This is a genomic window from Actinomadura chibensis NBRC 106107 (genome assembly GCF_001552135.1).
Taxonomy (GTDB): domain Bacteria; phylum Actinomycetota; class Actinomycetes; order Streptosporangiales; family Streptosporangiaceae; genus Spirillospora; species Spirillospora chibensis.
On sequence record NZ_BCQP01000074.1, the window covers coordinates 31,156 to 53,326 of the forward strand.

The following is a 22,171-nucleotide window of genomic DNA, read 5'->3' on the forward strand; positions in this document are numbered from 1 at the left end:
GCACCCCTGTTCCCGGCCGGGGTCAGACGCGCAGCTCAAGCGTGCAGCATTTCGGTCCGCCACCGGCCTTGCGGAGTTCCGACATATTCACGGGAACGGGTTCATATCCGTGGATGCGAAGGGTCGCGATGAGCCCGGCCGCCTCCGCGTCGATGACGATGTGGCGTCCGTCGCATACCGCGTTGAGGCCGAGGACGGCCGCGTCCCGCTCGTCCGCGACGACCGCGTCGGGGAACAGCCGCTCCAGCACCGTCCGGCTGCCGGGCGAGAACGCGCCGGGGTAGTACGCCACGTTCCCGTCGCCGAGCGGGAACAGCGCGGTGTCCAGGTGGTAGAAGCGCGGGTCGACGAGCCGGAGCGTCACGACGGGACGGCCGAGGAACTCCTGCGCCTCCTGGTGGGCGGCGAGGTGGGTGCGGAACCCCGTCCCGGCGAGGATCACGTGGTCGAGGGTGAGGAAGTCGCCCTCGCCCTCGTTGGTGTGCTCGGGCTCCAGTACTTCGCCGAATCCGTTGTCCCGGAGCCACGCGCTGTAGGCCGGGCCTTCCGCGCGCCGCTCGGGGTGGGTGAAGCGGGCGCCGTAGACGCGTCCGCCGACGACCAGCGCGCCGTTCGCCGCGAACACCATGTCGGGCAGCCCCTCGATCGGGTCGATGAGGCTGACCTCGTGCCCGAGCGAGACGTAGGTCGCCCGCAGCGCCTCCCACTGCTCGACCGCCCGCGCCGTGTCCGTGCCGGCCGCCGGGTCCATCCACGGGTTGATGGCGTAGGCGACGGTGAAATGCTCCGGGCGGCACATCAGGAAGTGCCGCCGCGTCGCCGTCCGCCGGGGAAGGGGATCGGTCGCCGGAAGAACGCTCATTCGCATCTCCAGAGGGCGTTCGCTGGGGGAGGTCGGACAGCGAAAGCCTAGAAACGAACGACGTGCGATCCAATCCGCGAACCTTGCACTGAGCTGGTCTTTCGTTGCGTCTTTCGGCGTTCCCCGCGCTATTCGTTGCGCGGCGCCGGGCCTTCTTCGAGCGCGTTGAGCTGGAGGCGCAGCGCGAGCCGCCGCCGCGGCGAGGAGAGGTCGAGCGCCGCCACCTCGGCCATGCGCCGCAGCCGGTGCCGCAACGTGTTCGGATGGACGCCGAGCGCCTCCGCCGTGCCCTTGGTGTCGCCGAAATGGTCGAGCCAGGCGGCGAGCGTGGGGACGAAGGCCGTCCCGTTCGCGGCGTCGTGCGCGCGGAGGTCCGGGACGGGCCCGCCGAGCACCGGGCCGCCGGCGGCCCTGCGCGCGCGCTCGACGACGACGGCGTCCCAGGCGTCCTCCAGCAGGACCGTCCCGGCGGGCAGCCGGCCGGACGCGACGAGGCCCGCGAGCTCCGCCGCCTCGGAGCGCGCGCGGGGCAGGCCCGCGGGGGAGCGGGCCGGGCCGCCCGCCGCCGCGTACAGGGTCCGGTCGTGCGCCCGCACCTGGACGAGGACGTTCCGCAGCCACGCCATCGACCCCGCGTCCCGGCGCGGGCCCGGCGGGTCGGTGAGGACGGCGAACAGCGTGTCGTCGACGTCGGTCAGCAGCGGGCGGTGCCAGCCGAAGCGGCGGGCGATCGCGTCCCACAGGTCGAGCCGCTGCCGCAGGTCGCCGTCGGCGCCGCCGCCGAGCGCCGCGACGCGCCACGGCGGCGGGGCGGGGACGCCGTCCGCGCCGTCCCGCAGCGCGCCGCGCAACTGGTCGGCGAGCACCCGCCGCGCCACCCCGGCCTCGGCGCGCAGCCGCAGCAGGTGCAGCGCGAGGACGGAGGCGAGGTCGGCCAGCCGCCGCACCCGGTCCGGCGGGACGGGCGTCCGCGCCACCACCCAGATCGAGCCGAGCCACTCGCCCCCGGCGCGCACCGGGATCACGAGCCGCGGCAGCATCCCGTCCGGCCCGGCCGGGACGTGCACCGGATCGCTCGACCGGGCCAGGCTGCGGAACACCCCGCACGCCCGCAGGTGCGCGATGACCTGCGCCGGGACGCGCCGTCCGACGATGGTGGAGACGCGCGCCGGGTCGGCCCTGTCCTGCCGTCCCGAGTAGGCGAGGACGCGGGAGCGGGCGTCCTCCAGCGTGACCGGGGCGTCGGCGATCTCGGCCGCCGTGTCGGCGAGCGCGAACAGGTCGTTGTGGACGCCGCCGTCCGCCGCGCCGGGCAGCGGCGCGTAGGCTCGGTCGATGGCGCCGCGCGCGAGCCAGACGACGTGCGTCCACGACGTGTCCGGCTGAAGCTCGACGAGCGCGGGGCGCAGCCGTGCGGCCGCGGCCGCGACGGCGGGGTCGTCGGCGAGGGGCGCCTTGAGCACGACCCCGGCGGCGCCCGCGGCGGCGGCGCGTTCGAGCAGCGCGACCGCGTCCGGCGGACCGGCCACGCCCGCGCCGAGGACGAGCTCGCCCGGCTGCCCGGCCGCCTCGCCGGGCTCGGCCAGGACGACGTCGTGCACCTGCGCCCCGCCGTCCGCCCTGCCGTCCGCCCCGCCTGGTGTGACCAGGCGGAGGAGGCCGGGACCGAGGGCGTCGACGAGGTCGGTCAGGGTGAGCATTGTGCCTTTCACACTATGCGCCCCACCGATATTGGCCGAAATGGACAGAGGCTCCGGCGGTGTCCCGCGTCACCATCGAGGTGTCACCGTCGACTTTGGAGGGGAAGGGCCATGGCTTCCAACGCCGGTCCGCGCCGTGTCGCCGTCGTGGGCGCGGGCATGGTCGGGCTGTCCACCGCGTGGTTCCTGCAGGAACACGGCGCCGACGTCACCGTGTACGACAAGCGGGACGTCGCGGCGGGCGCGTCCTGGGGCAACGCGGGCTGGCTGACGCCCGGCCTCGCGACCCCGCTGCCCGAGCCGGCCGTCCTCTCCTACGGGCTGCGCGCGGTGCTCAGCCCGTCGTCGCCGGTCTACGTCCCGCCGACCGCGAGCCTCCGCCTCCTCCGCTTCCTCGCCGGGTTCGCGCGCAACAGCACGGCCGCGCGGTGGCGGCGCGCGATGGAGTCGCTGGTGCCGATCAACGGGCGCGCGCTGCCGAGCTTCGACGCGCTGGTCGCGGGCGGCGTCAAGGCCGAGACCCGCGAGGCCGAGTCGTTCGTCGCCGCCTACCGGACGGCCGGGGAGCGCCGCTTCCTGCTGGACGAGGTCGAGCACATCCGCGCGGCGGGCCAGGCCCTGGAGTACGAGGTCCTCGACGGGGACGAGGCCCGCCGGATCGAGCCCGCGCTGTCCGCCGAGATCGGCGCGGCGGTGCTGCTGCGCGGCCAGCGGTTCGTGGAGCCGGGACGGTTCGTGCACGCGCTCGCCGACTCCGTCCTCGACCGCGGCGGCAAGATCCAGTCGGGCGCGGCCGTCACCGAGATCCGCGACCTCGCGGGCGGCGGCGTCGCCGTGCGCACCGCCGGGAGCGAGGCCGAGCGCCACGACACGGCGGTGATCGCGAGCGGCGTGTGGCTCGGCGGGCTCGCGCGCCGGTTCGGCGTCCGCGCGCTCGTCCAGGCGGGCCGCGGCTACAGCTTCAGCGTGCCGATGGACCGCGTCCCGGACGGCCCCGTCTACTTCCCCGCCCAGCGCGTCGCCTGCACGCCGATGGGCGGCCGGCTCCGCGTCGCCGGGATGATGGAGTTCCGCGACCCGGAGGCCCCGCTCGACCCGCGCCGGATCGAGGCGATCGTCGCCGCCGCGCGCCCGCTGCTGCGCGGCGCCGACCTCGACGACCGGCGGGACGAGTGGGTCGGGTCCCGGCCCTGCACCCGCGACGGGCTGCCGCTGATCGGCGCGACCCGCTCGCCGAACGTCTTCGCGGCGGGCGGGCACGGCATGTGGGGCATCACGCTCGGCCCCGCCACCGGGAGCCTCCTCGCCGAGATGATCGCGACCGGGCGCCGTCCGGCGGAGCTGGCCCCGTTCAACCCGCTCCGCTAGCCGGGCGCCGCGCTTCCGGCCCGTCTGCCTGGGGGTTCTGGGCGGTTCTGACACATTCGTCCGTACAGCCCCCCTGGCGCGCTACCGTCACTGGGTGATCTAGCCACCCCGTGCGGGAGGAACGCCGATGGACGAGGCGCGGACGGCACCGACGCTCGCCACGCCGCTCGCCCCGGCGCCGTATGCCGAGGCGCCGGTCTCGCAGGCGCCGCTGACCAGGGCGCAGCGGGTCCTGGCCGGGGCGGGCGGGCTGTTCTTCGCCGGGCTCGCGGGCCTCGGCGGGTACGGGTCGTTCGCGTCCGTCCAGGACGTGGCCGAGCCCTGGTTCGGCGACCAGGCGTGGATCGTCCCGGCCGGGGTGGACCTCGGCATCCTCGCGCTGGTCTCGGTCGCGCTCCTGCTGGAGTGGCTCGCGATGCCGATGCCCGCGCTGCGCTGGATGGCGTTCGCGTTCACCGCCGCGACCGTCTGGCTGAACGTGTCCGCCGCGCATGGCGACGCCACCGGCATGGTCATGCACGCCGCCATGCCGGTGCTGTTCGTGACGTTCATCGAGGCCGTCCGGCACGCGATCCGCCGCCGCGCGGGGATCGCGGCGGGGATCGTCCGGGAGGGCGTCCCGGTCGCGCGCTGGCTGCTCGCGCCGTTCTCCACGTTCCGGTTGTGGCGGCGCATGGTGCTGTGGCAGATCACGTCCTACCCGCGGGCGCTGGACGCCGAGCAGCGCCGTCGCCACGCCCTCGCCCTGCTGGGCGACCACTACGGCCGCAAGTGGAAGTCCAGGGCCCCGGCGGACGTGGTGTGGATGCTGCGCGACGGCGTCATGCTCGACCAGGCGCTCGTCCGCGTCACCGCCCTCACGGCCCCGGAACCGCCGCGTCCCCCGGAACCGGAGCCCGCGCCCGCTCCCGCTCCCCCTCCCGCGCCCGCGCCGGAGAAGCCCGCGCGGCGGAAGGGCCCCGCGAAGAAGGCTCCGCAACGGAGCCAGAGCGCGCGTGGGCAGATGCCGCGGAGCGTCGCCACCGACAACGAGGCCCGCGCGCTCGGCATCATCGCCGCCGAACCCGGCATCACCGGCGCCGAGCTCGGACGGCGCCTGGACATCAGCGCCCGCCAGGGCCAGCGCCTCCTGAGCCGGTTGGCGCGTCCCGCCCCGGCCGCCGCCGAACCCGCCCCGGATCCCGCCCCGGAAGCCGCCAGGGAGCCCGCCGGGGAGACGGCCGCCACATCGGCGCCCTGATCGGTCACCTTTCCCTCCTCCGCTCCGTCATCGCGGTGTACCGGAAGGAGAGGACCATGGCCAAGTACGACTGGACCGCCATGTACGTCATGCACAACGCGCTCCGCAGGGAACTGGAGCACCTCGCCAAGGTCGCCGCCCGCCCGGAGGACGAGGCGCGCCGCGTCCTCGCGGAGGCGCCCGGCTGGGAGCTGTTCAAGAAGGCGCTGCACGTCCACCACAGCGCCGAGGACGAGGTGCTGTGGCCCGCCATGCGCGAGGCCCTCGCCGGACGCCCGGACGGACTCGCCCTCATGGACGCGATGGAGGCCGAGCACGCCGCCATCGACCCCGTCATCGAGGCGATCGACGCGGGCACCGAGCCGCTCGCGCCGCTCGTCGAGAGGCTCGCCGAAGGGGTCGCCGCCCACCTCGGGCACGAGGAGGAGGCGGCGCTGCCGCTGATCGACGAGGTGCTGGCGCCCGAGCACGTGGCGCGCTTCGGGCAGGTCCACGGCACGAAGATCGGGCCCGACGGCCCGCGCGTCTTCCCGTGGCTGCTGGACGGCGTCGACGCCGAGACCGCCGCGGCGATGCTGGGCGTCCTCCCGGAGCCCGCCCGCGCCGCGTTCGAGACCGCGTGGCGTCCCGCCTACACGGCCCTCGACCGGTGGGGCGCCGGCGCCTGACCACGCGGGGCGCCTGACCACGTATGGCCCGGCCGGCGCCCGGGGGGCGCCGGCCCTGGCCGTCAGAGGTTGATCATGTGGCCGGCGAGGCCGTGCACGGCCTCCTTCATCGCCTCGCCCAGCGTCGGGTGCGCGTGCACGTTGCGCGCGACCTCGTGGACGGTCAGGTCCCACTGCTGGGCGAGCGTCAGCTCGGGCAGCAGCTCGGTGACCTCCGGGCCGATCATGTGCGCGCCGAGGATCTCGCCGTACTTGGCGTCGCTGATCACCTTGACGAACCCGTCGCCCTCGCCCATGCCGAGCGCCTTGCCGTTGGCGCTGTAGGGGAACTTGGCGGTCTTGACGTCGTAGCCCTGGTCGCGGGCCTGCGCCTCCGTCCAGCCGAAGGAGGCGACCTGCGGCTGGCAGTACGTGGCGCGGGGGATCATCACGTAGTCGAGCTCCATCGTCTCGGCGTCGGCGATGGTCTCGGCGGCGACGATGCCCATCGCCTCGGCGGCGTGCGCGAGCATCAGCTTGGCCGTCACGTCGCCGATCGCGAAGATGTGCGGGACGGACGTGCGGCACCGGCCGTCCACGTCGATCGCGCCGCGCTCGGTCAGCGCCACGCCGGTCTTCTCCAGCCCGTAGCCCTCGACGTTCGGCTGGAACCCGATGGCCTGGAGGACCTTGTCGGTCTCCAGCACCTTCTGCGCGCCGTCCTTGCCGGTGACCGTGACCTTGACCTTGTCGCCGGAGTCGTCGATGGCGTCCACGCGGGTGGAGGTCAGGACGTCCACGCCGAGCTTGCGGTAGCGCTTCGCCAGCTCCTTGGAGACCTCGGCGTCCTCGTTCGGGACCATCCGGTCGAGGAACTCGACGATCGTCACCTTCACGCCGTAGTTGTGCAGGACGTAGGCGAACTCGACGCCGATCGCGCCCGCGCCCGCGATCACGATGCTCTCCGGCAGCTCGGAGCTGAGGATCTGCTCCTCGTAGGTCACGACCCGCTCGGACAGGGACGTCCCCGGCAGCAGCTTGGTGTGCGCGCCCGCCGCGATGATGCAGTGCGAGAACGTGACCGTCTCGGTGGACCCGTCCGCCTTCGCGACCTGGAGGGTGTTCGGGTCGGTGAACGTCCCCCGCCCGTCATAGGACGTGATCTTGTTCTTCTTCATCAGGAACTGGACGCCCTTGACGAGCTTCTCCGACACCCGCCGGCTGCGCTCGTAGGCGACGCCGTAGTCGAAGGACACCTGGCCCTCGACGTTGATCCCGAACGTCTTCTGCTCGGCGGTGAAGATGTGCGCCAGCTCGGCGTTGCGCAGCAGCGCCTTGGAGGGGATGCAGCCGACGTTGAGACAGACCCCGCCCCAGTACTTCTCTTCGATGATCGCCGTCTTCAGCCCGAGCTGCGCCGCCCGGATCGCGGCGACATATCCGCCCGGGCCCGAGCCCAGGACCACGACGTCAAAGTTTTCGCTCATATCCATGGACGATATTCGGCGCGGAGCGGTGCTCGCATCCCGGACGGAGCGCCGCGGCCGAGGCGGTCGTCACGTCCTGTTAGTGTTTCGAGCGGCCTCCCGCCGGTCAGGGATCGCTGGGGGCCTCGGCGGCGCCCGGACGGCGCGCGCCCGCACCGTCCCCGGCCGCGGAGCCCGGCGGTGCACCGGCTCCGGGTCGCGCGAGGGCGGCGCGACCGCCCGCCGGGCCACGAAGCCGGTGTTGGAACATCGTGCCCCGGCCCGGTCGTTGTCCCCGTTCCAGCCGAGTGGAGGAGAAGAGGAGTGAGGATCCCCAAGCGCGTCAACACCGTCCTCGACTGGATGGAGCAGCGCTATCCCGCGCTTGGGGCGGTCGTCGCGCTGGTCGCGGTCGCGCTGGTGGCGCCGCTCGCGCCGCGCGCGGTCGGGTTCCCGGTCAGCGGCTTCATCCTGGGCGTCGCGGCGGGCGGGTTCGCGGTCCACCTCCGGATGAGCCGCCGGGTGGCGCGCGTCCGCGCCGACGTCGACAACCTGCTCCGCGAGAACGGCGCGCTGCGGCACCGCAACACCGTCCTCGCCAGCGGGGTGATCACCCGGGAGGCGCAGGAGACGCAGGCGCTGATGTCCATCCCCGAGGACGACCTCCTGCCCGAGGACGTGCGGCCCCGCGAGGGCGACACCCAGAGCACCGCGACCCTGGACGAGCTCCTCGACGGCGGCGCCGACGGTGCCGATGACGGCGGCGACCCGCAGCGGACCGACGAGCTTCCCGACCCCGTGCCGGAGCCCGACCCCGACCCCGAGCCGAAGGCGGCCGCGAAGGACGTCGAGGACGATCCGCAGCGCACCACCGTCCTCCCGACGATCCCGGACGACCTCCTGAACGACGACGCCTCCGGCTCCGCCCGTCCGGGCCGGTCCGGCCGTTCCCGCGGCCCGGCGAAGCGGACGCGCAGGACCTGACGGGGCCCTTCCCCTCCGTCCCACGGGCATCACGGAACGGCGTTAGCTTTGCCGATCATCGGGCAGAAGAACGCCCGTGGAGACGCCGTTTGACGCCGGTTCGGGGCCCGGCCGGGAGCGCGCCGTGGTGGGCGGGGCGCGTCCGGCGAAGGAAGAGGGCAACCTGCCCGCCGTCCACCGGGCGGTGATCGCGTCCGCGATCGGGAACTGTGTCGAGTGGTTCGACTTCGGGGTGTTCAGCGCCGGGGTGATGACCGCGATCATCGGCACGAAGTTCTTCCCGGCGGAGGCGTCCGGCAGCGCGTCCCTGCGCTCGTTCGCGCTGATCGCGGCGGCGTTCCTGGCGCGCCCGTTCGGCGGCATGTTCTTCGGCCCGCTCGGCGACAAGCTCGGCCGCAAGCGGGTGCTCGCGACCACGATCATCCTGATGTCGAGCTCCACCTTCGTGATCGGCATCCTGCCCGGCTACGGCACGATCGGGATCGCCGCGCCCTTGCTGCTGCTGGCCGTCCGGCTGGTCCAGGGGTTCTCGACGGGCGGCGAGTACGGCGGCGCCGCGACGATGATCGCCGAGTACGCGCCGACGCACCGCCGCGGGTTCTTCGGCAGCTTCCTCGAACTCGGGACGCTCACCGGCTACATCCTCGGGGCCGGGCTCGTCCTGCTGATGGACGTCGTGCTCAGCCATGACGCGATGCACGGCTGGGGCTGGCGGATCCCGTTCCTGCTCGCGCTGCCGCTCGGGCTCGTCGGGCTGTACGTCCGGACGCGCATCGAGGACACCCCGACCTTCCAGCACATGGAGGCGGAGGGCAAGAAGTCCCAGTCCCCGCTGAAGGAGACGCTGGAGGGCTACTGGCGCGTCATCGTGATGCTCATCGGGATCGTGTTCCTGCTGAACGTCGCCGACTACACGCTGCTGACGTTCATGCCGTCCTACCTCGTCGACTTCCTCGACATGGACGAGACGACCGCGCAGCTCATCACGATCGGCGTGGAGGCGGCGATGATCACGGTGATCGTCCCGCTGGGCGCGCTGTCGGACCGGGTCGGCCGCCGCCCGCTGCTGATCACGGCCGCGATCGGCTACGTCGTGCTGGCGTGGCCCGCGTTCGCGCTGATGCAGACCAACAACCCGGTCGGGGTCACGGCCGGGTACGCGATCGTCGGCGGGCTGCTCGTGCTGATCCTCGCCGTGATCGCCGCGACGTTCCCGGCGATGTTCCCGACGAAGGTCAGGTACGGGGCGTTCGCCATCGGCTACAACGTCTCGACGTCCCTGTTCGGCGGGACGGCCGCCGTCCTCGTCGGCTCGCTGATCGACGTGACGGGCTCCAACTACGTCCCCGCCTACTACCTGATGCTCGCCGGGCTGGTGGCGCTGCTGCCGATCTTCAAGCTGCGGGAGACCGCGGGCGTGCCGATCGACCGGGCGGGGGAGAAGAGCGCCCCGGAACCGGCGGGCTCCGGGGCGCGGTAGCGGGTTCGCCGCGTCAGTCGGCCGGCGGTTCGGCGGGGCGCGCGGCGGCGAAGCGCCGGTGGGACCAGCCCGCCAGCGAAGCCGCGATCACCAGTGCGGCGCCGGTCTCGATCACTAGAGCCGTCCAGACTGCGGTCATCGGGAGCCTCCCCTCCGGTCGCGGCCGGGCCCGTCCCGAACCGGGCCCGATGCTCACCACGGGTAACGTCAAGACCGGGTCAGAATTCCTGGCCAAAGCCATACGAAACGGTGATTTCACTCACGAATTCGGTCGCTGACCTGGGATGAAAGCCTTGCCGGACGTGACGGGCGGCAAGTCATTCACCAGCGTCGAGGTGGCGTTCGAGGGCGTCGAGCCTGGACGTCCACGCGCGCCGGTACGGGGCGAGCCACGCGTCCAGTTCGGCGAGCGGTTCCAGGCGCAGTTCGTAGACGCGGCGCTGGGCGTCACGGCGTACCCTGACCAGCCCGGCGTCCCGGAGAACGCGCAGGTGCTTGGACGTCCCCGGCTGCGTCAGCCCGAGGGTCTCGACGAGTTCGCCCACCGGCCGGGGGCGCTCCAGCAGCAGGTCGAGGATGCGGCGGCGGGTGGGTTCGGCGAGCACGGCGAACGCGGAGGACATGGGCCGATGATAACCGTCCGCTCATATGCGCCGATTTGCATATAGGCCCGCCGGCGGGCCGCGCTGTCACGTACGGGTGCGACTTGTGTGGCGCTGTGGCAAAGCAGAGATGGGGCCAATGGCTCATTGCGATCTGGTGATTACCGTCTGTAGCGTCACCGTTGGCCGAACGCGGCCCTTTCCAACAGACCGGCGACGAATCGGTGGTGTGGACGTGACCGAACAGCAGGAACAGCAGGAGCAGCAGGACCAACAGCAGTTGAGCCTGGGTACCGCAGCGGCACGAAACCTGGCGACCACGACCAAGTCCGTCCCCCAGATGCAGGGCATCACCTCCCGGTGGCTGCTGAAACTGCTGCCCTGGGTGCAGGCGGCGGGCGGCGCCTACCGGGTCAACCGTCGCCTCACCTATACGCTCGGCGACGGCCGGGTCAGCTTCGTGACCACCGGCGCCGACGTCCGCGTCATCCCGCGCGAGCTCGGCGAGCTACCCCCGCTGCGCGGCTACGACGACGACCTCACCCTGGACGCCATCGCGGGCCGCTTCACGCAGCAGGAGTACGAGCCGGGCGACGTCGTCGTCGAGCGCGGCACCCCGGTCGACCGGGTCGTCCTCGTCGCGCACGGCAAGCTCAGCCAGATCGGCGCGGGCGAGTACGGGGCCGACGCCGTCCACGCGACGCTCGCCAACGGCGACTTCTTCGGCGAGCAGGCCCTCGTCGGGACGGCCGAGGGCGCCGAGCCCGAGCGCTGGGAGTACACGGTCAAGGCGCTCACCGCCTGCACCATCCTCACCATGAGCGCCGCCGACTTCCAGGAGACGCTCGGCCAGTCGTCGTCCCTGCAGGCGCACATCGACGAGTTCCGCGCCAGCCCGGCGCGCGCGCACAACGAGCACGGCGAGGCGGCGATCGACCTCGCGTCCGGGCACGAGGGCGAGCCGACGCTGCCCGGCACCTACGTCGACTACGAGCTCTCCCCGCGCGAGTACGAGCTGAGCGTCGCGCAGACCGTGCTGCGCGTCCACACCCGCGTCGCCGACCTCTACAACGAGCCGATGGACCAGGTCGAGCAGCAGCTCCGGCTGACCGTCGAGGCGCTGCGCGAGCGCCAGGAGCACGAGATCGTCAACAACCGCGGCTTCGGGCTCCTGCACAACACCGACCTGTCGCAGCGCATCCACACCAGGTCCGGCCCGCCCACCCCGGACGACATGGACGACCTGCTCGCCCTCGTCTGGAAGGACCCGGCCTTCTTCCTCGCCCATCCGAAGTCCATCGCCGCGTTCGGACGCGAGTGCAGCGCCCGCGGCGTCTATCCCGACAGCGTCGACGTCGGCGGGCACAAGGTGCCCGCGTGGCGGGGCGTCCCGATCTTCCCGTGCAACAAGATCCCCATCAGCCGGACCCGGACCAGCTCCATCCTGCTGATGCGCACCGGTGAGGAGGCGCAGGGCGTCATCGGCCTGCACCAGATCGGGCTGCCCGACGAGTACCAGCCGGGGCTCTCCGTCCGGTACATGGGCATCGACGAGAAGGCGCTCATCTCCTACCTGGTCAGCGCCTACTACTCCGCCGCCGTGCTCGTCCCCGACGCGCTCGGGATGCTGGAGTCCGTCGAGGTCGCCCACGGTGGTGCCGCGTCGTGACCGAAAACCCCCCGACGGCGCGGAACGGCGCCGAGACCGCGCGGGCGCTCAGCACCAGGGCCGCCCGCAACCTCGCGACGACCACCAAGTCCGTCCCGCAGATGCAGGGCATCACCCCGCGGTGGCTGCTCAAGCAGCTCCCGTGGGTGCGGGCTGACGCCGGCACCTACCGGGTCAACCGGCGGCTCACCTACCGACTAGGCGACGGGCTCGTGACGTTCGTCAACGACGGTGCGGCGGTCAGGGTCGTCCCGCCCGAGCTCGCGGAGCTGCCCCCGCTCCGCGAGCTCGGCGACGCCGCGACGCTTGAGGTGCTCGCCGGGCGGTTCGTCCAGCACGAGTACGCGGCCGGCGACACGATCGCGGAGGCCGGGCGCCCGGCCGACGGCGTCCACCTCGTCGCGCACGGCAAGGTCGAGGTGACCACGCCGGGCGAGTACGGCGCCGCCGCGCACGTCGACATCCTCGACGGCGGGCGGTTCTTCGGCGACCGCGTCCTGTTCGCCCAGGACGAGGAGTGGCCGCACACCTATCGCGCGCTCACGCCGACGACCGTCCTCACCCTGTCCCGGGAGTCGGTCGAGGAGCTGATCGGCCGCCACGACACGCTGCGCGCCCATCTGGAACGGGCCAGGGACGCGCCCGTCCCCGCGCAGACCAGGCACGGCGAGGCGGCGATCGAGCTGGCGTCCGGGCACGAGGGCGAGCTCGAACTGCCCGGCACGTTCGTCGACTACGAGACCTCGCCGCGCGAGTACGAGCTGGCCGTGACGCAGACGCTGCTGCGCGTCCACACCCGCGTCGCCGACCTCTACAACGGTCCGATGAACCAGCTCGAACAGCAGATCCGGCTCACCGTGGAGGAGGTGCGGGAACGGCAGGAGTACGAGCTCGTCAACAACCGCGACTTCGGCCTGCTGCACAACGCCGACCTCCGGCAGCGGATCCAGACCCGGGGCGGGCCCCCGACCCCCGCCGACATGGACGAGCTGCTCGCCCGCCGCCGCAAGACGCGGTTCTTCCTCGCCCATCCGAGGACGATCGCCGCGTTCGGCCGGGAGTGCACCCGCCGGGGCGTGTATCCGGCGAGCGTCGAGGTCGACGGGCGGCGCGCGCAGGCGTGGCGGAACGTCCCGATCCTGCCCTGCGACAAGATCCCGATCACGCCGTCCGGGACCAGCTCGATCATCGCGATGCGCACCGGGGAGGACGACCAGGGCGTCATCGGCCTGAGCCGCACCGGCATACCGAACGAGGTCCGCCCCGGCCTGTCCGTCCGCTTCACCGGCATCGACGACAAGGCGATCATGACCTATCTGGTGAGCACCTACTATTCGGCGGCCGTGCTGGTCCCCGACGCGCTCGGTGTGCTGGAGAACGTGGAGATCGCCCGCTAGCCGGGACGCGCGACGAGAGGGGACGACATGCCCGTCTGGGGAGACGACCCGGCGACGCTCCGCTGCGACCACCGTCCGGAGCCGGATGATCCCCGGCCGGGCGCCGCCCGCCCGGCGGCCGAGATCCTCGCGTGGAGCCGCCGCCTGCTCGACCCCGCCCTGCGGGACGCGGTCGAGACGATGCCGGACGCGATGCGCGGCATCGCCGCGTTCCACTTCGGCTGGCGCGACGAGCGGGGACGTCCGGCCGTCGGCGGGGGCGGCAAGGCCGTCCGCCCGGCCCTGACGCTGCTCGCCGCGCGGGCCGTCGGCGGCACGGCGGACGCCGCGCTGCCCGCCGCCGTCGCCGTCGAGCTGGCGCACAACTTCTCACTGCTGCACGACGACGTGATGGACGGCGACCTCACCCGCCGGCACCGGCCGACCGCCTGGAGCGTGTTCGGGACGAGCGCCGCGATCCTCGCCGGGGACGCGCTGCTCGCCGCCGCGTTCGAGGCGCTCGCCATCGAGGGCTCGCCGGTGATCGCCCGCGCGGTCCGCGTCCTCGGCCGGGCGGTGATCGAGCTGGTCGAGGGGCAGAGCGCCGACCTCGCGTTCGAGGAGCGCGGCGACGTCACGGTCGAGGAGTGCCTCACGATGGCGGGCCGCAAGACCGGGGCGCTGCTCGGCGCGTCCTGCGCGCTCGGCGCGCTGCACGGCGGCGCCGACCCGGTGCGGGTCGAGCGGCTCCGCGCGTTCGGGGAGCGGCTCGGGCTGGCCTTCCAGCTCGCCGACGACCTGCTCGGCATCTGGGGCGACCCGGCGGTCACGGGCAAGCCCGTCCACTCCGACCTGCACACCCGCAAGAAGTCGCTGCCGGTGGTCGCGGCGCTGACCTCCGGCGGCCCGGCCGCCGCCGAGCTGGCCGCGCTCTACCTGCGCGACGCCCCGCTCACACCGGACGAGGCGTCCGACGTCGCCATGCTGATCGACGCCGCGGGCGGGCGGGCCTGGGCGGTCGCCCGCGCCGACGCCCTGCTCGCCGAGGCGCTGCGCGACCTCGACGGCGCCGCCCTGCTGCCGGCGCCCGCCGCCGAACTGCGGGCCGTCGCCCGGCTGATGACCCACCGCGACTTCTGAGACCGGCCCGCGAGGTCGATAGTGTGTTCGAGTAGGGTGGCGCGGTGCCCTCTCCAGACCGTGCCGCGCCCGCCCGCGAACATGTGCCGTTCCTGTGCCCGGCGGGGCACCGGCTCGATCCGGGGCGCGTCATCGTCGGCTGGTCGCCGTGCGTGTGCCCGCCCTGCGACGCGCGCGGCCGCGGCCTGCGCGGCCACCGCACCTACCTGTGCCTCGCCTGCAAGGACGAGCACGTCACGACCAAGTGCTACCTCCCCCACCACGTCCCCCTCGCAGACGCCGCCTACCGCTGGCCCTAGCGCCAGGCCGCCGGGGGTGACGCCGGGCCCGCACGGCCCCGCTACGCGCGGCGCGCTCCCGTCAGGCGCCGCGCTCCTGGGCGACCTGGGCGCGGACGGCCGGCACGACGTCCTCCGCGAACCGTCTGAGCTGCGTCTCCTGATCGCCCTCCGCCCAGAGGATGAAGGAGTCCATGCCGGAGCCGACGGCGAGGTCGGTCAGTTCGTCCGCCCACTGCGAGGCGGGGCCGCGCAGGAACCCGCCGGACGTGCCGTCGGTGATCGTCCCGTTGACGTTGTAGAGCCTGCGGACGTCCGCCGGGTCGCGTCCGGCGGCGACGGCGGCCTCGTCGATGCGGGCGTGCAGCGCGGGCAGCTTGTCCGGCGTCGCCCAGGAGGACGACGGCAGCCAGCCGTCGGCGGCGCGTCCGGTCAGGGCGAGGCCGCGCGGCCCGCCGGTGCCGAGCCACAGCTCGATCCGGTGCGCCGGGACGGGCCCCGCCTTCGCGCCCCTGAGCCGGTAGTGCTCGCCCTCGAAGCGCAGGTTGCGGCCGCCGCTCCACACCTCGCGGATCACGGTGACGGCCTCGGTCAGCGCGTCCACCGCCTCCTTCGGGGTGCGGCGCGGCCCGCCGAACGCCTCGACCGCCTCCGGGAAGCCGCCGCCGCCGAGGCCGAGCTCGGCGCGTCCGCCGCTCAGCGCGTCCAGGCTCGCGGCGGCCTTGGCGAGCACGGCGGGCGGGCGCAGCGGCAGGTTCGCGACGTCCGGGAACACCCGCACCCGCTCGGTGACCGCCGCGATCATGCTGAGCAGCGTCCACGTGTCGACGTAGCGGCGCTGGTAGGGGTGGTCCTGCACGCCGACGAGGTCGAGGCCCGCGCGGTCGGCGGCCCGCGCCAGGTCGAGCAGCGGGTCGTCCGCGTCGGGGACGAGGAAGTATCCGAACTCAAGTGGCCTGCCGTAGTCGCCCATGTCCGCCGGAACCCCGGGCCGGGGCCCCTTGTTCCCGGCCCGCGCGGGGTCCCCTGCGCGGGGTCAGCCCTTGATCTGGGTCCACGCCTGGGCCCAGCGGGCGTAGTCGACGCACTTGTCGCCGCGGTCGTCGCCGCAGTCCTTCACGGGGGTCTTCCAGAACGCGAGGCGCTTGTAGAAGCCGGGATCGCCGACGTGGTAGGTCGAGCAGAAGCCCTTCGCGGTGAAGCCGCACGCCTTCGGGTTGGCGGGCGCCTCGCCGAACCACTGCGCGACCTCGGCCTGCACCTTCGGCGTCGTGATCCAGTTCATCCACTTGTACATGCAGGTCGGATGCTGCGCCTTGGACGACACCATCCACGTGTCGGACCAGCCGGTCGCGCCCTCGTCCGGGATCGTGGTCGCCACCGGCGACCGCTCCGCCAGCGCCAGGTTCGCGGTGACCTGCCACGCGGTGCCCGCGTAGTTGTAGCCGCTCTTGAACGACTGGAGCTCGTCCAGGTAGTTGGCCCAGTACTGGTTGACGTTCGGACGCTGCCGCTTGAGCAGCCCGACCGCCGCGTCGAACTGCTCCTCGTCCAGCGCGTACACGTCGGTGATCTTCAGGTCGGGGCGGTGCGCCTTCAGGTAGAGCGCGGCGTCGGCGATGTAGATGGGGGAGTCGTAGGCGACGACGTGCCCGGCGGCGGGGGACTTCTCGTCCCAGACCACGCTCCACGACGTCGGCCGCTGCGAGATCTTGTCCGTCCGGTACATCAGCATGTTGGCGCCGTAGCCGTGCGGCACCCCGTACATCTGGCCGTTGACGGAGTTGTACGGCTGGTTCTTCAGGTAGCCCGCGATGTCGCCGTAGTTGCTGATCAGCCCGGTGTTGACCGGCGCGACCAGGCCGCCGTAGATGAGCCGCAGGCTCGCGTCGCCGGACGCGGACACGCCGTCGTACCGCCCGGTCTCCATCAGCGCGACCATCGAGTCGGACGTGTCGGCCACCTTCGTGGTCACCTTGCAGCCGGTGGCCCGCGTGAACGGGGTGACCCAGTCGACCTTCTTGTCGTTCGAGCCGTTCTCGGCGTACCCCGTCCAGGCGACGAGGTCGAGCCGCCCTTCGGGCGCGCCGAGCTGCTGCGGCGCGTCGATGCGCGGCGGCGCGGCGGTCGAGCCGGAGCCGCCGCTGCACGCGGCGAGCGCCAGCGCGGTGGACAGCGCGCCCACCGCGAGCGCGGCCCCGGAGAGCAGGACCCGCCGCCGCTTCGGACGCCGTGATTTCGTCGCTGGAGGAGTACGAGCCATCACGCTGAGGCATCGTAGGGGCATTTCGCCGTGTTCGTGCATACAAAACGTGATGATTTGGAAACTGTCGACACACGGCGGCGCGCGGTTCTAGGCTCTCCTGGGTCCCGCGCCGACTCCCCGCCCTCCATTGCCCCCCGTCCGTTCCGCGTTCCCGCCCGCCCGCGTCCCCCGCCCGCTCCGACCGTCCCCCCGCCCGCTCCGACCCGCCCGTCCCCCGCCCGCTCCGACCCGCCTGGTCCCCGCCCGTCCGCTCCGTTCGTCTCGCGCCAGCACCCCCGTCATCGTCGTCCGTCCGAGCGAAAGTTCAGCCGCAGTGTCGAAACGAGGCCCCGCCGTCGAGTCAGCCGCCGGCCACCGGCGGGCTCCCAAGGCCGCGCGATTCCGCTCCATCCGGTTCAAGGTCATCCTGATGGTCACCGTGTCGGTGGTCTCGCTCAGCGTGCTGTGGGGGTTCGCCGCGAGCATCGCGCTCGGGGAGGGGCTGAACCTCCGGCATGTGAAGACCGTCCAGGAGCACTACGGGTACCCGTCCGGCGCGCTCGGCAGCGCGCTGCAGGCGGAGCGGCGGCTGTCGGTCGTCTACCTCGGCGGACGGCTGGAGGGCGACCGGGCCTCGATGGAGTCCGGACGGCTCGTCACCGACCGGCAGGCCGACCTGTTCCGCCGCCTCGCGGGCGACGAGTCGGCCCGCGCCGCCGCGCCCGCCGACACCCGGCGGCTGGCCGACCGGATCCTCGCCGAGCTGAACGGCCTGGACGCCCGCCGCCGCGCCATCGACGCGGGCCGCACCGACCGGGCCCGCGCGTTCGCCGACTACACGGCGCTGCTCGCCGACGTCGGCTCGCTGCAGGGCTCGCTCGCCACGCTGAACAACTCCGAGGTCGCGAAGGACGCCCGCAACGAGGCGTCGCTGACCCGCGCCCGCGAGGTCCTCGCCCAGGAGGACGCGCTGCTCGCGGGCGCGCTCGCCGCCGGACGGATCACGCCGGAGGAGCACGCCCAGTTCATCAAGCTCGTCGGCACGCAGCGCTCCCTCTACGGGTCGGCGTCCGCCGAGCTGCGGGCCGCCGACCAGGCGTACTACCGGCGGGTCGTGACGATGCCCGAGCACGGGCGGCTGCGGGCGCTGGAGGACCGGTTCGTCGCCTCGCCCCGCCCGGTGGCCGCCGCGGGCGGGCCCGGCGGCGTGCTGTGGAAGACCACCGCCGACTCGAACCTCACCCGGCTGCGCGGCCTGGAGCTCGCGGTGTCGGCGGGCGCGGAGAAGCGCGCCGAGCCGATCTCGTCGGCCATCATCACGCGGGTCGTCCTCGCCGGGACGCTCGGGCTCGTCGCGGTCGTCGCCTCGCTCGTCCTCGCGATCTGGGTGGCGCGGTCGGTCATCCGCGAGCTGGCCGGGCTGCGCAAGGAGGCGCTCGACCTCGCCGACGTGCGGCTGCCCGGCGTCGTCCGGCGGCTGCGGCGCGGCGAGGAGGTCGACGTCGCCGCCGAGGCGCCGCCGCTCGCGTTCGGCACCCGCGAGATCGACCAGGTCGGGGACGCCTTCAACGCCGCCAGGCGGACGGCGATCCAGAGCGCGGTCGAGGAGGCCACGCTCCGCCGCAACGTCAGCGACGTGTTCGTGAACCTCGCCCGGCGCAGCCAGACGCTGCTGCACCGCCAGCTCAAGCTGCTGGACGCGATGGAGCGCCGCATCGAGACCCCCGACGACCTGGAGGACCTGTTCCGCGTCGACCACCTCGCCACCCGCATGCGGCGGCACGCGGAGGGCCTGATCATCCTGTCCGGGCAGGCGCCGGGCCGCGGCTGGCGCAGCCCGGTCGCGATCGTGGACGTCGCCCGCGCCGCCGCGTCCGAGGTCGAGGACTACACCCGGGTCAACGTCGCGCCGATGACCCGGGCCGCGATCGTCGGGCCCGCCGTCGCCGACGTGATCCACCTGCTCGCCGAGCTGATCGAGAACGCCACCGCGTTCTCGCCGCCGCACACCACCGTCCAGGTGCAGGGGCAGGCGGTGTCGCACGGCTTCACGCTGGAGGTCGAGGACCGCGGGCTCAGCATGGACGAGCCGAGCCTCGCCGCCGCGAACCAGCGGCTTGCGACCGCCGCCGAGTTCGACCTGTCCGACAGCGCGCAGCTCGGCCTGTTCGTGGTCGGGCGGCTCGCGCGCCGGCACAACATCCGGGTCACGCTGCGGACGTCCCCGTACGGGGGGATGACGGCGATCGTGCTGCTGCCGGAGGAGCTCGTCGTCCCGGACGACGCGGACGCCGAGCGCGGCGCCCCGTCCCTCACCACGCGCCGGGCCGAGGACGCGCTCGTCCCCGTCGGCACGGTCGTCGGCGGGCAGCGCCGCGGCGCGCCTCCCGGGCTCGGCGGGCCGTTCGACGACGCCTTCGACCAGGGCGCGGGTCCCGGCGCGGAACCGGGGCTCGACCAGGGCGGGTCCGTCCTCCAACTGCCGGGACGGCACGCCGCGCCCGCGCCGCCGCCCGCCGCCGCTGCCGCCGCCCCGCCGCCTCCGCCGCGGGAGGGCCCGCTGTCCGGCCCGGACGCGCAGACCGGCCCCATCCCCGTGTTCGAGGAGCCCGTGCAGGGCCCGCTGCCCCGGAAGCGCCAGTCGCCGTCGGCGTGGGGCGAGCCGCCGTCCGCGGCCGTCCCGCCCTCGTCCGCCGCCGAGCCGCCGCCACCGCCGCCGAAGCCGGGCGTGCCGCGGTCGCCGCGCGACGTCCGGCGGCGTCCCGCGAGCGGGGACACGGCCGGCCGCCCGGCGCTGCCGAAGCGCGTCCGGCAGGAGAACATGGCGTCCCAGCTCCGCGAGCAGCAGCCGCTCGGCGCGCCGCCCCCGCCGGGCGCCGCCGACCGCCCCCGCCGGACGCCCGAGGAACTGCGCTCGATGATGTCGTCCATCCAGCGGGGGACGCGGCGCGGCCGCGCCGAGATCGTCGACGACGCCCGCGCCGCCGGCGACGAGGACACGTGACGGGCCATGACCGGTCCTGGCAGCGAATGGCTCGATGACGAGGCGGGGCCCATCGTCCGGTCGTACGCGCTCACCCGCGGGCGCGCCCGCCCCGCCACCGGCGAGCCGTTCGACATGATCACGATCATCTCGACGGCGGCGCGGCCCCGCAGCGGCGCGCCCGGCATCGGGCCCGAGCACGTCGACATCCTGGAGATGTGCGTGCAGCCGCAGCCGGTGGCGGAGATCGCCGCGCGGCTGAAGCTGCCGCTGGTCGTCGTGCGGGTGCTGCTCGGCGACCTGCTGCACCACCGGCTGATCACCGCGACCCGTCCCCAACCGGAGAGCACGCTCTCCAAGGAACGTCTGCTGAGGGAAGTGCTCCATGGTCTCCAAGCGCTCTGAGGTCGCGCGCTCCGACGAGGCTTCCGGGGGTCCGCCCGCCCACGAGGGACCCGTCCCGGTGGCGGTGAAGATCCTCGTCGCGGGCGGGTTCGGGGTCGGCAAGACGACGCTGGTCGGGTCGGTCAGCGAGATCCGCCCGCTGCAGACCGAGGAGCTGCTCACCGACCGGGGCGTCGGCGTCGACGACACCGAGGGCGTCGAGCAGAAGACCACCACCACGGTCGCGATGGACTTCGGCCGCATCACGATCCGCGACGGGCTCATCCTCTACCTGTTCGGCACGCCCGGCCAGGACCGGTTCTGGTTCATGTGGGACGAGCTGTCCTACGGCGCGCTCGGCGCGGTCGTGCTGGCCGACACGCGCCGCCTCGCCGACTGCTTCCCCGCCGTCGACTACTTCGAGAACCGCGGCCTGCCGTTCGTCATCGCCGTGAACTGCTTCGACGACGGCTACGACTACACCCCGGACGAGATCAGGGAGGCGCTCGACCTCGTCCCGGAGACGCCGGTCGTGCTCTGCGACGTGCGGGACCGCGCGTCCGGCAAGGACGTGCTGACCACGCTCGTCAAGCACCTGCTGGCCGTGCACGAGGCCGAGACGGGGCACATCACCCCGGCGCTGTAGTGTCCCGGTCGTGTACCGGACCCGGGCGCGGCTGTCGGACGGCCGCGAGATCGTCTACTACGACGAGGCGCCCGGCCGGACGCCCGTCCCCGACCCGCGCGGGCTGCCGCCCGTCGAGCCGGTCTGCGAGGTCCGGCGCGACCCGCTGACCGGCGACCACGTCACGATCACCGCGCACCGCAACACCCGGACGTTCCTGCCGCCCGCCGACCGGTGCCCGCTGTGCCCGGGCGGGCCCGCGTCCGAGGTCCCCGACCCGGCCTACGACGTCGCGGTGTTCGAGAACCGGTTCCCGTCGTTCGACGCGCGCACCCCGCCCGTCCCAGCGGCGGCGGACGGCGTCGAGCGCTTCCGCGGCGCCGGACGCTGCGAGGTCGTGTGCTACACCGACGACCACTCCGCGTCGCTCGCGACGCTGCCGGTGTCCCGCGTCCGGACGGTCGTGGACGCGTGGGCCGACCGCACCGCCGCGCTGTCCGCGCTCCCGGACGTCCGGCAGGTCTACGTCTTCGAGAACCGGGGCGTGGAGATCGGCGTGACGCTGCACCATCCGCACGGGCAGATCTACGCCTACCCGTTCGTCCCGCCGCGCACCGGGCGGACGCTCGCGATGGCGGCGGCGCGGCCCGGCCTGTTCGGCGAGGTGCTGGCGGCCGAGCGGGCGGGCCCGCGCGTGGTGCTCGCGGGCGAGCACTGGACGGCCTACGTCCCCGCCGCCGCGCGCTGGCCGGTGGAGGTGCACCTGACGCCGCACCGGCACGTCCCGGACCTCGCCGCGCTCGGCGGCGCGGAACGCGACGAGCTGGCCGTCCTGTACCGCGACCTGCTCCGCCGCTGCGACGCCCTCTACCCGGCGCCGCTCCCGTACGTGGCGGGCTGGCACCAGGCGCCGGTGGGGGAGGGGCGGGACCTCGTCCGGCTGCACCTGGAGCTGTTCTCCGTCCGGCGCGCCCCCGGAAAGATCAAGTACCTGGCCGGGTCGGAGTCGGGCATGGCGGCGTGGATCAACGACGTCCCGCCGGAGGAGGCGGCGGCGCGGCTCCGCGCGGCCGGATAGGCACGGTTTCGCCACTTCGTGGAACGATCTCAGTCCGGTGCCCT

At 73.7% G+C, this 22,171-nt stretch carries 20 protein-coding genes; 13 read left to right on the plus strand and 7 right to left on the minus strand.

Features of this window, described 5'->3' with window-relative positions:
* Positions 1 to 22 precede the first annotated feature (22 nt).
* Positions 23 to 862, minus strand: a complete 840-nt coding sequence (ddaH, locus tag ACH01S_RS36755; protein WP_067903342.1) for a dimethylargininase — start codon at positions 860 to 862, stop codon at positions 23 to 25.
* 128 nt (positions 863 to 990) lie between these two features.
* Positions 991 to 2,562 carry a PucR family transcriptional regulator gene (locus ACH01S_RS36760; protein WP_067903344.1) on the minus strand — a complete coding sequence of 524 codons (1,572 nt, stop codon included), beginning with the start codon at positions 2,560 to 2,562 and terminating at the stop codon, positions 991 to 993.
* Between the two features lie 111 nt (positions 2,563 to 2,673).
* Between ACH01S_RS36760 and ACH01S_RS36765 the strand changes: the two genes are divergently transcribed.
* The 3 genes from ACH01S_RS36765 (at position 2,674) to ACH01S_RS36775 (ending at position 5,838) form a co-directional block, all read left to right on the plus strand.
* A complete protein-coding gene (locus tag ACH01S_RS36765) occupies positions 2,674 to 3,930 on the plus strand; it encodes an NAD(P)/FAD-dependent oxidoreductase (RefSeq protein ID WP_067903347.1) in 1,257 nt (418 codons plus the stop codon).
* 127 nt (positions 3,931 to 4,057) lie between these two features.
* Positions 4,058 to 5,170, plus strand: a complete 1,113-nt coding sequence (locus tag ACH01S_RS36770; RefSeq protein ID WP_067903350.1) for a DUF2637 domain-containing protein — start codon at positions 4,058 to 4,060, stop codon at positions 5,168 to 5,170.
* A gap of 56 nt (positions 5,171 to 5,226) precedes the next feature.
* Positions 5,227 to 5,838 (plus strand): hemerythrin domain-containing protein, encoded by a 612-nt coding sequence (locus ACH01S_RS36775; RefSeq protein WP_067903353.1) that lies wholly within the window; start codon positions 5,227 to 5,229, stop codon positions 5,836 to 5,838.
* 62 nt (positions 5,839 to 5,900) lie between these two features.
* Here ACH01S_RS36775 and lpdA read toward each other — a convergent pair whose 3' ends face one another.
* Positions 5,901 to 7,304: a dihydrolipoyl dehydrogenase gene (lpdA, locus tag ACH01S_RS36780; protein WP_067903356.1), complete on the minus strand. Its 1,404-nt coding sequence runs from the start codon at positions 7,302 to 7,304 to the stop codon at positions 5,901 to 5,903.
* A 303-nt stretch (positions 7,305 to 7,607) separates the two neighbouring features.
* Between lpdA and ACH01S_RS36785 the strand changes: the two genes are divergently transcribed.
* A complete protein-coding gene (locus ACH01S_RS36785) occupies positions 7,608 to 8,267 on the plus strand; it encodes a hypothetical protein (protein ID WP_067903359.1) in 660 nt (219 codons plus the stop codon).
* Between the two features lie 76 nt (positions 8,268 to 8,343).
* Positions 8,344 to 9,747, plus strand: a complete 1,404-nt coding sequence (locus tag ACH01S_RS36790) for an MFS transporter (RefSeq protein ID WP_246236688.1) — start codon at positions 8,344 to 8,346, stop codon at positions 9,745 to 9,747.
* A 13-nt stretch (positions 9,748 to 9,760) separates the two neighbouring features.
* Here ACH01S_RS36790 and ACH01S_RS46360 read toward each other — a convergent pair whose 3' ends face one another.
* Both ACH01S_RS46360 and ACH01S_RS36795 read right to left on the minus strand, forming a co-directional pair.
* Positions 9,761 to 9,886, minus strand: a complete 126-nt coding sequence (locus ACH01S_RS46360; RefSeq protein WP_255220376.1) for a hypothetical protein — start codon at positions 9,884 to 9,886, stop codon at positions 9,761 to 9,763.
* A 178-nt stretch (positions 9,887 to 10,064) separates the two neighbouring features.
* Positions 10,065 to 10,370, minus strand: coding sequence for an ArsR/SmtB family transcription factor (locus tag ACH01S_RS36795; RefSeq protein WP_067903362.1), 306 nt, complete (start codon positions 10,368 to 10,370; stop codon positions 10,065 to 10,067).
* Between the two features lie 214 nt (positions 10,371 to 10,584).
* On the opposite strand from ACH01S_RS36795, the gene ACH01S_RS36800 reads away from it, so the two are divergent.
* The 4 genes from ACH01S_RS36800 to ACH01S_RS36815 are packed head-to-tail and all read left to right on the plus strand — an operon-like array spanning position 10,585 to position 14,833.
* Positions 10,585 to 12,018 (plus strand): family 2B encapsulin nanocompartment shell protein, encoded by a 1,434-nt coding sequence (locus ACH01S_RS36800; protein ID WP_246236690.1) that lies wholly within the window; start codon positions 10,585 to 10,587, stop codon positions 12,016 to 12,018.
* Complete coding sequence (locus tag ACH01S_RS36805; RefSeq protein WP_067903368.1) at positions 12,015 to 13,415, plus strand: family 2B encapsulin nanocompartment shell protein; 1,401 nt, start codon at positions 12,015 to 12,017, stop codon at positions 13,413 to 13,415. The genes ACH01S_RS36800 and ACH01S_RS36805 overlap by 4 nt, the downstream gene beginning before the upstream one ends.
* 27 nt (positions 13,416 to 13,442) lie before the next feature.
* Positions 13,443 to 14,534, plus strand: a complete 1,092-nt coding sequence (locus ACH01S_RS36810) for a family 2 encapsulin nanocompartment cargo protein polyprenyl transferase (RefSeq protein ID WP_083981559.1) — start codon at positions 13,443 to 13,445, stop codon at positions 14,532 to 14,534.
* Between the two features lie 44 nt (positions 14,535 to 14,578).
* Entirely contained in the window at positions 14,579 to 14,833 is a 255-nt protein-coding gene (locus ACH01S_RS36815; protein WP_148344369.1) for a hypothetical protein, read from the plus strand.
* Between the two features lie 61 nt (positions 14,834 to 14,894).
* Here the strand turns inward: ACH01S_RS36815 and ACH01S_RS36820 are convergent, their stop codons facing one another.
* Together ACH01S_RS36820 and ACH01S_RS36825 are read right to left on the minus strand one after the other, a co-directional pair.
* Positions 14,895 to 15,785, minus strand: a complete 891-nt coding sequence (locus ACH01S_RS36820) for an LLM class flavin-dependent oxidoreductase (RefSeq protein WP_067903373.1) — start codon at positions 15,783 to 15,785, stop codon at positions 14,895 to 14,897.
* A 63-nt stretch (positions 15,786 to 15,848) separates the two neighbouring features.
* Positions 15,849 to 17,075 carry an ABC transporter substrate-binding protein gene (locus ACH01S_RS36825; protein WP_083981560.1) on the minus strand — a complete coding sequence of 409 codons (1,227 nt, stop codon included), beginning with the start codon at positions 17,073 to 17,075 and terminating at the stop codon, positions 15,849 to 15,851.
* Between the two features lie 412 nt (positions 17,076 to 17,487).
* Between ACH01S_RS36825 and ACH01S_RS36830 the strand changes: the two genes are divergently transcribed.
* The 4 genes from ACH01S_RS36830 to galT are packed head-to-tail and all read left to right on the plus strand — an operon-like array spanning position 17,488 to position 22,127.
* Complete coding sequence (locus ACH01S_RS36830; protein ID WP_067903426.1) at positions 17,488 to 20,061, plus strand: sensor histidine kinase; 2,574 nt, start codon at positions 17,488 to 17,490, stop codon at positions 20,059 to 20,061.
* 6 nt (positions 20,062 to 20,067) lie between these two features.
* Positions 20,068 to 20,445: a DUF742 domain-containing protein gene (locus ACH01S_RS36835; RefSeq protein ID WP_067903376.1), complete on the plus strand. Its 378-nt coding sequence runs from the start codon at positions 20,068 to 20,070 to the stop codon at positions 20,443 to 20,445.
* A complete protein-coding gene (locus ACH01S_RS36840; protein ID WP_067903379.1) occupies positions 20,426 to 21,070 on the plus strand; it encodes a GTP-binding protein in 645 nt (214 codons plus the stop codon). The genes ACH01S_RS36835 and ACH01S_RS36840 overlap by 20 nt, the downstream gene beginning before the upstream one ends.
* Before the next feature lie 10 nt (positions 21,071 to 21,080).
* Positions 21,081 to 22,127: a galactose-1-phosphate uridylyltransferase gene (gene galT, locus ACH01S_RS36845; protein ID WP_067903382.1), complete on the plus strand. Its 1,047-nt coding sequence runs from the start codon at positions 21,081 to 21,083 to the stop codon at positions 22,125 to 22,127.
* Positions 22,128 to 22,171: the final 44 nt, after the last annotated feature.

What these genes read in the sequence shown, in the direction of transcription:
- ddaH (WP_067903342.1), bottom strand. Translation starts at nt 862, where the DNA reads ATGAGCGTTCTTCCGGCGACCGATCCCCTTCCCCGGCGGACGGCGACG.
- ACH01S_RS36760 (WP_067903344.1), bottom strand. Translation starts at nt 2,562, where the DNA reads ATGCTCACCCTGACCGACCTCGTCGACGCCCTCGGTCCCGGCCTCCTC.
- ACH01S_RS36765 (WP_067903347.1), top strand. Translation starts at nt 2,674, where the DNA reads ATGGCTTCCAACGCCGGTCCGCGCCGTGTCGCCGTCGTGGGCGCGGGC.
- ACH01S_RS36770 (WP_067903350.1), top strand. Translation starts at nt 4,058, where the DNA reads ATGGACGAGGCGCGGACGGCACCGACGCTCGCCACGCCGCTCGCCCCG.
- ACH01S_RS36775 (WP_067903353.1), top strand. Translation starts at nt 5,227, where the DNA reads ATGGCCAAGTACGACTGGACCGCCATGTACGTCATGCACAACGCGCTC.
- lpdA (WP_067903356.1), bottom strand. Translation starts at nt 7,304, where the DNA reads ATGAGCGAAAACTTTGACGTCGTGGTCCTGGGCTCGGGCCCGGGCGGA.
- ACH01S_RS46360 (WP_255220376.1), bottom strand. Translation starts at nt 9,886, where the DNA reads ATGACCGCAGTCTGGACGGCTCTAGTGATCGAGACCGGCGCCGCACTG.
- ACH01S_RS36795 (WP_067903362.1), bottom strand. Translation starts at nt 10,370, where the DNA reads ATGTCCTCCGCGTTCGCCGTGCTCGCCGAACCCACCCGCCGCCGCATC.
- ACH01S_RS36810 (WP_083981559.1), top strand. Translation starts at nt 13,443, where the DNA reads ATGCCCGTCTGGGGAGACGACCCGGCGACGCTCCGCTGCGACCACCGT.
- ACH01S_RS36820 (WP_067903373.1), bottom strand. Translation starts at nt 15,785, where the DNA reads ATGGGCGACTACGGCAGGCCACTTGAGTTCGGATACTTCCTCGTCCCC.
- ACH01S_RS36825 (WP_083981560.1), bottom strand. Translation starts at nt 17,075, where the DNA reads ATGGCTCGTACTCCTCCAGCGACGAAATCACGGCGTCCGAAGCGGCGG.
- ACH01S_RS36830 (WP_067903426.1), top strand. Translation starts at nt 17,488, where the DNA reads ATGGTCACCGTGTCGGTGGTCTCGCTCAGCGTGCTGTGGGGGTTCGCC.
- ACH01S_RS36835 (WP_067903376.1), top strand. Translation starts at nt 20,068, where the DNA reads ATGACCGGTCCTGGCAGCGAATGGCTCGATGACGAGGCGGGGCCCATC.
- ACH01S_RS36840 (WP_067903379.1), top strand. Translation starts at nt 20,426, where the DNA reads ATGGTCTCCAAGCGCTCTGAGGTCGCGCGCTCCGACGAGGCTTCCGGG.